The sequence below is a fragment of the Nitrosopumilus sp. b3 genome (assembly GCF_014078525.1).
Classification (GTDB): domain Archaea; phylum Thermoproteota; class Nitrososphaeria; order Nitrososphaerales; family Nitrosopumilaceae; genus Nitrosopumilus.
Window position 1 is genome coordinate 146,984 of the sequence record NZ_MU078695.1, and the last position, 10,192, is coordinate 157,175.

Sequence of the window (10,192 nt, forward strand, 5' to 3'; positions counted from 1 at the left end):
TGCGATTGACAGAGCAACTACAGTAACAAACCCCCCAATCAAAGCAATTTTTGGATTATCCATGAATAATCATTTAGGTTGGTTTTCATAATAGAGTTTGATCACTTCATCAACTACAACATTAGTATCTGCATCTTTTTCAGCACTAACCAAAAGCAGATGCTCAGCACCAAGGTAAAATGAAAATCGCTTGACTTTATCATATTCGCCTAGAGTGTATTTTGTCATGCCCAACCATTTTGACATGTCTTTTCGTGCTTTCCAATCCATAATTGAAAGATTAACTAATTCATTTTCAGCATGGTTGGAAAGTAAATTTTCAACTCCCTCGCGCATCCCACCTGCAACACGTGAAGCCCATTCATCATATACAGTAGCAAATCTAATTTTAGGATCAGCAGCTAAAATATCTGAACAAAATTTTTCATAATCCATAAAATGTGTTCATATCTTAAATTATTAGAGTTTTTGTATCAATATTAGATGAATTACTTTCTTTTCTTTAGTTTCACTGCAATTAATGCTGCTGCAACAATCACAACCCCAACAAGCATAACCAAACCAAGAGAATCAGAAATTGTTTCTTCTTTTTGTATTGAAGGTATCTCATTTTGAGTTACTGTATCTTTCTCTTCCAATCCTTGAAGATAGGTTGTTCCAAAAATCTCCAATTTGTTTTCACCACTTCCAGTAAAATTCAATGTGATAAATGAGATTTTTTCATTGGAGTTAATTTTTGGAAAATATTGTTGCTCGTTGAGATAAAATGTGAAATTACCTCCCAAAAGGGTTTGAGGAATTAGCACTTCACCCAAATTATTTTCTAATCCACTGTTAATGAACAGAGACAGTCTTTTCTCATCAGGGTCAAAATCAAAATCAAGTATATTGAAATTAGAAATTGTTTCAATTTCAAATGTATGACCACCTGTTTGAATATCCAATCGATTTACTAACCCTGTTGCATCAGACAAAGCCTGACCGTATGCAGGTAAAATTACAAATAGTAAAACTAGAGGAACTGAAAATAATATCTTCAACTTATGCAGTTTGAGGAATTCGTCTGTTTAATTCTTTATCCTGAGCAATTCTTGGATGTTGGGGATCTGCCAAGATAACTTCAAACCAATAATGTTTTCCATCTTTATAGATAAAGTAAGAACCTAAAAGTTTCATATTTGGATATCTTTCAAGAACTCTTCTATTTGCAACAGTTTTCATGTTATCATCTGCTTTGATTCTTGTAACACCGAGATGTTTTGGTCTTCTACCACCAGTTGGTCTTTGTTTTCTCATACCACCAGTACCAACTCGCATTCTAACAACAATGATTCCTTGTTTTGCTTTGTAACCTAATCTTCTAGCCCTCTCCAATCTACTGGGTTTTTCAATTCTAGTGATTGCATTTTGCTTACGCCATCCAACTACACGTTCACGTAGTTCAGGAGCATTTTCCTTCCAAAGACTGATCCACATTTTGTCTTGATGACTAGGCATATCAGGCATAAAAAAATCCCCTTTAATAACTGTAAATCAAAAATTTATTCCAAGCAACGCTAAGTTGTAAAAATTGCTTTGAGTGAACGAATTTCACTCACTCAAAGATTTTGCTTCCGCAGAAAACTCGATAATAAAACTAGTCCCAAGTTATTAAAAAGGATTCCTCAGGAATTATTTGAGATTTTTATTGGACAGTATGAGAAAATGAGGGATGAGAACAAAATCTACTTTATTATCATTATTTGTGGCATTAAGCATCATTTCAGTTATTCCAAGTATTCACGCAGAGCCTTCAGTTGAGATAATATTGGAAAAAACTACCTACACCTATTGTGAAAAATTATTTTACATAATTGAGGTTTCTGAAATCACTGAAGAATCTGCAATTATTCACATAAGAGATGAATCAGGTAAAGGTAGCAGTGCAATACCAATTCAAATTACAGAATTACAGACTCCAGTTCCATCACTGATTCCATTTGAAAAAGAAATATTCCCATTAGGAAAATATTTCATAGATGTTCAATATTCAGGAGTCCAAGTTACTGCAGAATTTAATTTAATTGATTCAGATTCAATATGTATTCCAGAATTAATCAAACCCATAATGGCCAACTGGTTGTCTGAAAATATTTCAGATGGATTTCTAATGGATGCATTTGAAAAGTATGTAGATAGAAAGTTGGTAAACATACCAATTGAAATTAACGAGAATAATGTTTACGATGTAACAATTCCTGATTGGGTGAAAAATGTTGGATATTGGTGGATTGGAGAAGCAATATCGGATGAAGATTTGGGAAATAATCTAAACTATTTAATTGATAAAAAAATAATCTCTTTTTCATCAGAAATTAGTGAAGAGATATGAACAAACATTCAATCATTACAGGAATTGCAATAATAGTAATTGTGATTCCTTTTTTGGTTTCTGGATTAAACATTCTTGGAACACAGACATTAGAGTATAGATGGGGAGGTCCTGGTCAATTTAGTTTCTTTGCAATGTCCAATCATGGGGATATTGAATTCTGCAATACAATGCCGTTTTGGACCAGCTTTCAAAAATACGAGGTCGCATTATTTTATGATTCAAAGCACATAGGTTCATTTGTAGTAAATCCTTTGATAATCAATCCATTATCATCACAGGTACAATCAGGGATTTTTACATCAGAAGAGATTGCAGCTACACAGCATGTCTTTATGACTTTGGATTTTGAGTTTGATGGTGGAGATATCAGACTAGATCCAAACAAATTCATCACAGTTATTCAAATCGATACTCCAATTATAGGAATGATTCCATATTCAACTACAACGCAGATATCAGGATTTGATTTTGACAAAATAATGAATTCAGATAACTTGTCTTGTGATTAGTTTTTACTTTTACTTGCTTTAGAAATAAGTGCTAAAATCACTCCAACAGAACCTGCAACACCAAATGCTACAAGTAAGGAAATTACCATTTGTTTACCTACACCTTGTGGAGTTGTCACAGATGGTTTTGGAGTTGAGTCAAGTACACATGCTCCATCTTTTAGAATGGTTCCTGGTCCACATCTCTCATCAAGTACACATGCTCCATCTTTTAGAATGGTTCCTGGTCCACACTGAACTTTTGGTGTTGTTACAGTTGGTTTTTCCTCAACTTTAGGTGGCGTCACAATAGGTGTTTCTTCTGGGGTTTCTTCTGGGGTTTCTTCTGGGGTTTCTTCTGGGGTTTCTTCTGGGGTTTCTTCTGGGGTTTCTTCTGGGGTTTCTTCATCTGGAATTGTTGTTCCACCAAAGGTTGAACCAATAATTTCAATTTCTTCAGTACCTGCAGGTAAATCAATACTTAGAGTTCTACTTTGAGTAGTAGTTTCAGTTTCAGTAAAAGATGGTTCATCCCCATCAACTAAAATAATAAAATCATCATCTAAGCCATCAAAAGTTGAATCAAAGAAAGAACGCTCAAATGTAATATCTAACATCCCATCAGAATCTGGGACATCTACAGTTAGAATCAATGAAACAAAATCAAGATCAGCTTCAATGCCATCAAGAGTCATTCCAGTTGCAGTGTAATCAATATCATATGACGTACCTTCAATATCAACAGATATTGTTTCAGCATATACCAAAGCTGAAGCAATTATTGTAAATAGTACTAATCCAAGTGAGAGTTTCAACAAAGAATTAACATTAGGAAAATGCCTTAGTTTGTCAGATTGCATTTTATCCATATTCATATTTTGCATTACGATATTTTAACCTCTAGATAGACGTTAAAAATGAAGAGCCCAGAATAAATCACGTAAAAGTCAAGCTTTTTTGCTTATTTTTAAAGTTCAGGCAGGAATTATACTCTAGTCTAGATAACGCCACGGAGGATCTGAATAATTTTTTCTGCAATAACATTTGCAGCCAAAGATTGAGCCTCTTTTGTTTGAGCACCAATATGAGGAGTCAAGATCACGTTATCAAGTTCAGCCAATTTATTGCCAATTGCAGGTTCTTTTTCAAAAACATCTAATGCTGCACCACCTAGTGTTCCATTTTTCAGAGCATTGTAAAGTGCATCTTCATCAACAACTCCACCACGAGATGTATTGATAATTTTGGCAGTCTTTTTCATTGTTGACATTTTTTGTGCATCTAAGAGATGATGTGTAGAATCAAGTAGTGGGACATGTATTGAGATATAATCAGAGCTTTGCAATAGGGTATTCAAATCAGCTTTCATCAATCCAACTTCTTTTGAAAACTCTTCATCAATTGGAACCACATCATATCCAATGATATTCATATTTAACGCACGTGCAAGTCGTCCCAATCTTTTTCCAATATTTCCCAAACCAATTATTCCGAGATATTTTCCTCTAAGTTCAGTTCCTTTGAGTTCTTTTTTGAGCCACTCTCCATTTCGAATGGCCCTATCACCTCTTGCTGTTTGTCTTGCAAGAGAAAGCATCAAACCTAAAACTAATTCAGCTACGGCATTCATTGCACCTTCTACGGCATTAATTACACGGATGTTTTTTGCTTTAGCTGCTTCTTGATCTACATTGTCAAGTCCAACTCCAACACGTGCAATAATTTTACAATTCTCGGCTTTATCGATCATCTCTTTTGTAATAGTTGTTCTACTTCTAACAATCACAATATTGAAATTTGGAATTCTTTCTATTATTTGATCAGGAGTAATTTCAGGTTCATAAGATACTTTGAGACCATTATCTTCTAAAATTTTATTCAAAATGGGATCTACTTCATCACATATCAATACAGAGTCGTCAAATCCCATAACATCAGAGAATGAGCTACAGAATATAATTCATTAAGAAAATAAAAAGAAAAAAAGATGTTAAAAGATCAAGAAGTAAGGATTTCTGCTACTACAGGAATTACTTCCCATAATGCGACATAATCGCCACTTGCTTGCATTTCAGAAGCTACTTCATCAGTGTATAAACCGTGAATGTTTAGTGCAGGATGAGCAATACTGTTCATTCCCATTGGTGGGACAGCATCACTTGGATTGCCTAAAGCATATGCATAAGATGCTACTGGTGCTGGGATAACTCCTTTCTCAACTAGAACTGGGTTCAAGCCGAATGGGTCACCTGCTACAAATACTGTAGCTGCGCCAGTGTAAATTGCTGCATAATCATGGTTTACTGCTGCGTATGCACCTGGTTCATCAAAGACCAAGTCAACAATCATGTTCTGTGATCCACCGAGTAACCATGTTTCAGTTGCTGCGGATTGTACTCTGTTACCTTGAGTAACTCTGTCCAAGATTTCTCCAACAATGTGGAAGAATAGTGGTTCGTTACCATGGTTTTCGATAAAGAGTCTCACGTGTTGATTATTTTCAACAAACAAGAGTTGTGATTGGTATTGCTTGTGTTCAATTCCATTCCATGGTTGTGCTACAAAGATGTTCTTGTTTACATCGCCATTGACGAGTAAGTTGTGAGCCATGTTTGGTACATAACCGAATTGCATTCCATTAACAACTGTTGCAGTGTTATGATGCTTGAACATTGCTCCGGCATCATAGTTGCCTTCAGGTGTAAGGTACAATTGATTGTATTGGAGTTGGAACTCTAATGCATCTGCATTGTAGAACATTCTCTTCAATTCACCGCTTCCGCTGGTTTTCTCAACCATTAATTTCTTGTATCCATTAGCTGGATCAACTATTGCAATTCCGTACATGCCGGAAAGAACGTGTTGGTCCATGCCAATTAGTTTGACACCAGAACAATGGTATTTGAAGACACCAGCTGCTTCTGCGATGTAACAATACTGACTTGTTTCGCCAGGATTGACAGATTCAAATGCTCCAGCAGAAATTTGTGAGGCGTGCATGTCGTTACCGTGTCCAGTAACTTCATCTGCTGGAATTGTAAGTGTCATTTTTACAACATCACCTTGTGTAACTCTTAGTGTTGGTCCTGGGACTTGTCCACTAAAGGTCATGGCGTTGTAAGTTTTTCCTCCCATAATTGGAAGTTCAACACTTTCACCAGTCAAATTAAACTCTACGACTTTTCGTCCAGAGTTTGACAAAACACCACAATCAGTTTCTGCGAATGCTTGAGGCATTACAAGCTGTAAACCGCCCATTTGATGGATTTGTTCAATTACATCGACATCCATTTTGTTGATATCGAGTGATTGTCCAGCAATCTGGGTTTGTGTGTATGTGCTTCCGAATAAGGTTGCGCCCATTACAGCTACTGCTGCAATTGTAAAGAGCATACTAACACGCTTATTCATTAAGCACGATGACTAGCGATTCCTATATAATAATTCCCATTATGCTCATATGAAAATATGAAATCTCCAGAAAAAGAATGAATAATAAGTAAAAATGGAGTACAGTCAGCATGAAATTTAGATTAGATCAAGACTCGCTGGGAAAAGTCAAAATCCCATCTGACGCATATTATGGAGCATTTACAGGAAGAGCAATCAAACAATACCATGTTACAGGTAACAAAAGCCATGAGAATCTGATAAAGTCGTTTGTAATGATAAAACGCTCTGCAGCAGTTGCAAACATGAAGACCAAAGCCATAGATGCAAAACGAGGTAAAGCAATAGTTTCAGCATGTGACAAAATTTTGTCCGGAAAGCATGTAGACCAATTTGTAGTCGATATGATCAATTCCGGTGCAGGTACTGCATTTAACATGAATTCTAATGAAGTCATTGCAAATGTAGCATTAGAAGTATTACACAAGAAGAAAGGACAGTATGAGTTTCTCCATCCAAATGATCATGTAAACATGTCACAGTCCAGTAATGATACCTATCCTACTGCAATGCATGTTGCAATTTTGATGAATCTAAAAGAAACAATTCCAGCAATCGACATTTTAATTAAATCATTATCAAAGAAGGCAAAACAATTTTCATCATTTAAGAAAATTGGAAGAACACATCTGATGGATGCACTGCCAGTTACATTGGGAAGTGAATTTGGAGCATATGTAACATCAATCACAAAAGCAAGAAATGAAATTGCATCATCACAAAAAGAATTACAAAATGTTGCATTAGGTGGAACAGCCGTAGGTTCTGGTGCAAACACTCCTAAAGGATATAGAAAGATTGCAATATCGGAATTATCTAAGATTTCAAAACTTGCATTAAAACCTGAAAAAGATATGCAGCATGGTTTGCAAAGTAAATTTGCCGTTGCAAATGCATCAAGTGCTCTAAGAAACTTGGCTTTAGAAATTGGAAAACTTGCAAATGATATTAGATTAATGGCATCAGGTCCCATTGCAGGATTAGCAGAGATTGGAATTCCAGCTGTTCATGCAGGCTCATCAATTATGCCTGGTAAAGTAAATCCATCTTTAGCCGAATGCATGAACATGGTTTGCTTTAACATAATCGGAAATGATACTTCAGTATCTTATGCTGCACAAAGTGGGCAGTTTGAGCTAAACGTCATGCTACCTGGAATGCTAAAATGCATGCTAGAGTCAACAGATATGCTCAAAAATTTCCTACCAATGTTTTCTGCAAATCTAATTGACGGACTAACTGCAAATAAAGAAAAACTTCGTGCAGACATTGAGAATAGTCCAGTGATAGTTACACTGCTAACTCCAAAGATTGGGTATCTAAAATCTGCAGAACTTTTCAAAGAATCACTAAAAACTGGAAAAACTATCAGGGAGCTTGTTGTTTCAAAGAAATTAATGAGTAACAAAGAGATCGATTCTCTTTTCGGATAGAGTATGGCAAAAATTTTCGTAGAAGCTTACGGATGTTCTGCAAGCTTTGGTGACTCTGAAATGATTTCAGGGTTGATTCAAAATGGTGGTCATACATTAGTAGAAAATTCATCTGAATCAGATCTTAACATAGTAGTGACGTGTTCTGTAAAGGACTCTACAGCAAACAAAATGATGTATAGAATAAAATCATTAAAATCAAAACCACTAATTGTTGCAGGATGCCTTCCAAAAGCTGAACAATCCAGTGTAGAGAAATTTGCAGATCAAGCTAGTCTTTTAGGACCAAACTCACTTGGGAAAACGCTTCAGATAATCAATTCAACACTAAATGGAAGGAAGCAAATTGCTTTGGAAGACTCTGATTTATCAAAAGTTGGACTACCAAAAGTAAGACTAAATCCTTCCGTTGGGATTGTAGAAATTGCAAGTGGGTGTATGAGTGAGTGTACATTCTGTCAGACTAAATTATCAAAGGGAGATCTTTCAAGCTATAGACTTGGAGATATTGTAAGACAAGTCCAAACAGAAATCAAAGAGGGATGCAAAGAAGTGTGGCTGACATCAACAGACAATGGATGTTATGGATTTGATATTGGAACGGATTTGCCATCATTAGTAAATGCAGTTGTAGAGATTCCAGAGGATTTCATGATCAGAGTAGGAATGATGAATCCAATGTACATGCCAAGAATTAAGGATAGATTAATTGAATCATATGATAATGACAAAGTCTTCAAATTCCTTCACATTCCAGTTCAGAGTGGAAGTGACAAAGTTTTGCATGATATGAAACGAGGCCACACAGCAGGGACTTTTAGAGAAATGGTAAAAATGGCAAGAGAGCGATTTAATCAATTTACAATTTCAACTGACATCATAGTTGGATTCCCTTCAGAAACTGAAGAAGATTTTCAGAAAACAATTTCTCTGCTTGATGAGACAAAGCCAGATACCGTAAATTTATCTAGATACAGTGCTAGACCAGGTACAGATGCTGCTGAGTTGAAACAACTGGATGCAGCAGAAGCTAAACGAAGAACAAAGATAATTTTTGAGCAGATCAGTAAATTATCAATAGAATCCAACAGAAAGTGGATCGGTTGGAAGGGCAGAGTACTATTCGATGAAATGACAGATGAGGGAATTAAGGGAAGAAATTTTGCTTACAAGCCTGTATCAGTTGTTGACAAAGTGGCCATTGGTGAATCACACATAGTTGAAATCACAGATGCTACTGTGAAGAGACTCGTTGGAAAGATCGCAAGCTAAATTTTTTAGATCTAAAATTTGATTAAAAAAACGTAAGAAGGTTTTTTATGTAAATCAGAAAATAAGATCAGAATGAGTTTTCAAGTAAAAGAACCAATTTTAGTAATAGGCCTAGGAGGCGTAGGCTCAAAATTAGCAATCAAAGCAAAAGACTCACTCAGTGCAGATTGTCTACTAATTAGCAATGATCAAAAAGATTTCTCTTCAGGAGAACAATCTATTCATATCTCTACAGAGGGCGTAGTAAATCCATCTGTGCAATTAATCAGAGGCTCAACTTACAATACATCAGATGAAATAAAATCAAAGATTGAAGGATATTCTACAGTTATTCTAATGAGTAATTTAGCAGGCAAGGCAGGCTCAGCCATTGCTCCAGTAGTATCTGATATGTGTAAAAACCAAGGACTAGTTTCATTTGCAATTATGCCATTCAAATATGAAAAAGATAGAATTTTCAATTCTGGCGTATCCCTAAAAAGAATCAGAGAGAATTCAAAATGTACAGTTGTATTAGATAACGATTCATTACTAGAAAGCAATCCTGATTTGAGTCCTAAAACATGCTATGACATTGCAAATTCAGCAATTATGCATGTTGTAGAATCACTTGGATCTTCAGAAATATCCAATGAAACAAATATTCTTACAACAAGTAAAGAGGGACAACATATTGAAGACTCGTTAAGAGATTCACTAAAAATGCTATATGGTAATGCACCACCAAATTCAGTTAAACGCTCTATGTTGTATGTGGTTGGAGGTAGCAACATACCAGTAGGAGTAATAAATTCAATTACAAACATTACAAGCGGAATTCTAAACGATAGTAATTCACAGATAGACATGAGTTCAACTTCTGATGAATCAAAAGTTGTAATGTTATCGTCAATACAAGGAATGACAAAATTTGACAACTATGATCCTCTTGGAATGATTCCACAGGAAGATACACTTGATTGGTCAACCCCTGATTGCAGTATTGACTGTAAATTAGACTTGTATCAATTAGAATAAAATAATTTTTTTAAAATTATGATTTTTTAGAGGTTTTGTTTATTCTTTCTTTGGTGCTTCTTTACCTGGTTCTTCTTTCTTTGGTGCTTCTTTACCTGGTTCTTCTTTCTTTGGTGCTTCTTTAGCTGGTTCTTCTTTCTTTGGTGCTTCTTTAGCTG

Annotated in this window: 11 protein-coding genes; 5 read left to right on the top strand and 6 right to left on the bottom strand. The window is 35.5% G+C overall.

Features of this window, described 5'->3' with window-relative positions; translation table 11 throughout:
* Positions 1 to 69: 69 nt before the first annotated feature.
* From C6990_RS06050 to C6990_RS06060, 3 genes are read right to left on the bottom strand one after another with little or no spacing between them, the layout of a single operon-like run.
* Positions 70 to 435, bottom strand: a complete 366-nt coding sequence (locus C6990_RS06050; protein ID WP_182129454.1) for a DUF6659 family protein — start codon at positions 433 to 435, stop codon at positions 70 to 72.
* A gap of 53 nt (positions 436 to 488) precedes the next feature.
* Positions 489 to 1,040, bottom strand: coding sequence for a hypothetical protein (locus C6990_RS06055; RefSeq protein WP_182129456.1), 552 nt, complete (start codon positions 1,038 to 1,040; stop codon positions 489 to 491).
* A gap of 1 nt (position 1,041) precedes the next feature.
* Positions 1,042 to 1,497, bottom strand: coding sequence for a 50S ribosomal protein L15e (locus C6990_RS06060; protein ID WP_048118902.1), 456 nt, complete (start codon positions 1,495 to 1,497; stop codon positions 1,042 to 1,044).
* A gap of 214 nt (positions 1,498 to 1,711) precedes the next feature.
* On the opposite strand from C6990_RS06060, the gene C6990_RS06065 reads away from it, so the two are divergent.
* Both C6990_RS06065 and C6990_RS06070 read left to right on the top strand, forming a co-directional pair.
* Positions 1,712 to 2,371 (top strand): hypothetical protein, encoded by a 660-nt coding sequence (locus tag C6990_RS06065; RefSeq protein ID WP_182129458.1) that lies wholly within the window; start codon positions 1,712 to 1,714, stop codon positions 2,369 to 2,371.
* Positions 2,368 to 2,883 (top strand): thr operon leader peptide, encoded by a 516-nt coding sequence (locus tag C6990_RS06070; protein ID WP_182129460.1) that lies wholly within the window; start codon positions 2,368 to 2,370, stop codon positions 2,881 to 2,883. The genes C6990_RS06065 and C6990_RS06070 overlap by 4 nt, the downstream gene beginning before the upstream one ends.
* Here the strand turns inward: C6990_RS06070 and C6990_RS06075 are convergent.
* The 3 genes from C6990_RS06075 to C6990_RS06085 all read right to left on the bottom strand — a co-directional run bounded on the left by C6990_RS06075 (position 2,880) and on the right by C6990_RS06085 (position 6,255).
* On the bottom strand, positions 2,880 to 3,731 hold the full coding sequence (locus tag C6990_RS06075) for a hypothetical protein (RefSeq protein ID WP_255465272.1): 852 nt from the start codon (positions 3,729 to 3,731) through the stop codon (positions 2,880 to 2,882). The two genes, C6990_RS06070 and C6990_RS06075, sit on opposite strands and share 4 nt — an antisense overlap.
* 128 nt (positions 3,732 to 3,859) lie before the next feature.
* Complete coding sequence (locus C6990_RS06080) at positions 3,860 to 4,792, bottom strand: D-2-hydroxyacid dehydrogenase (protein WP_182129464.1); 933 nt, start codon at positions 4,790 to 4,792, stop codon at positions 3,860 to 3,862.
* 68 nt (positions 4,793 to 4,860) lie between these two features.
* Positions 4,861 to 6,255, bottom strand: coding sequence for a multicopper oxidase domain-containing protein (locus C6990_RS06085; protein ID WP_182129491.1), 1,395 nt, complete (start codon positions 6,253 to 6,255; stop codon positions 4,861 to 4,863).
* Positions 6,256 to 6,383: 128 nt separating this feature from the next.
* On the opposite strand from C6990_RS06085, the gene C6990_RS06090 reads away from it, so the two are divergent.
* From C6990_RS06090 to C6990_RS06100, 3 genes are all read left to right on the top strand, one after another.
* On the top strand, positions 6,384 to 7,745 hold the full coding sequence (locus C6990_RS06090; RefSeq protein ID WP_182129466.1) for an aspartate ammonia-lyase: 1,362 nt from the start codon (positions 6,384 to 6,386) through the stop codon (positions 7,743 to 7,745).
* A gap of 3 nt (positions 7,746 to 7,748) precedes the next feature.
* Positions 7,749 to 9,017 (top strand): tRNA (N(6)-L-threonylcarbamoyladenosine(37)-C(2))-methylthiotransferase, encoded by a 1,269-nt coding sequence (locus C6990_RS06095; protein WP_182129468.1) that lies wholly within the window; start codon positions 7,749 to 7,751, stop codon positions 9,015 to 9,017.
* 72 nt (positions 9,018 to 9,089) lie between these two features.
* The gene (locus tag C6990_RS06100) at positions 9,090 to 10,034 is read left to right on the top strand and encodes an FtsZ/tubulin family protein (RefSeq protein ID WP_182129470.1); all 945 of its coding nucleotides are present in this window, start codon (positions 9,090 to 9,092) and stop codon (positions 10,032 to 10,034) included.
* Positions 10,035 to 10,192 lie beyond the last annotated feature (158 nt).

Excerpts from the sequence above, each read along its gene's own strand:
- C6990_RS06085 (WP_182129491.1), bottom strand. The coding sequence starts at position 6,255 with ATGCTCTTTACAATTGCAGCAGTAGCTGTAATGGGCGCAACCTTATTC.
- C6990_RS06100 (WP_182129470.1), top strand. The coding sequence starts at position 9,090 with ATGAGTTTTCAAGTAAAAGAACCAATTTTAGTAATAGGCCTAGGAGGC.
- C6990_RS06060 (WP_048118902.1), bottom strand. The coding sequence starts at position 1,497 with ATGCCTAGTCATCAAGACAAAATGTGGATCAGTCTTTGGAAGGAAAAT.
- C6990_RS06065 (WP_182129458.1), top strand. The coding sequence starts at position 1,712 with ATGAGAACAAAATCTACTTTATTATCATTATTTGTGGCATTAAGCATC.
- C6990_RS06095 (WP_182129468.1), top strand. The coding sequence starts at position 7,749 with ATGGCAAAAATTTTCGTAGAAGCTTACGGATGTTCTGCAAGCTTTGGT.
- C6990_RS06050 (WP_182129454.1), bottom strand. The coding sequence starts at position 435 with ATGGATTATGAAAAATTTTGTTCAGATATTTTAGCTGCTGATCCTAAA.
- C6990_RS06090 (WP_182129466.1), top strand. The coding sequence starts at position 6,384 with ATGAAATTTAGATTAGATCAAGACTCGCTGGGAAAAGTCAAAATCCCA.
- C6990_RS06070 (WP_182129460.1), top strand. The coding sequence starts at position 2,368 with ATGAACAAACATTCAATCATTACAGGAATTGCAATAATAGTAATTGTG.
- C6990_RS06075 (WP_255465272.1), bottom strand. The coding sequence starts at position 3,731 with ATGGATAAAATGCAATCTGACAAACTAAGGCATTTTCCTAATGTTAAT.
- C6990_RS06080 (WP_182129464.1), bottom strand. The coding sequence starts at position 4,792 with ATGGGATTTGACGACTCTGTATTGATATGTGATGAAGTAGATCCCATT.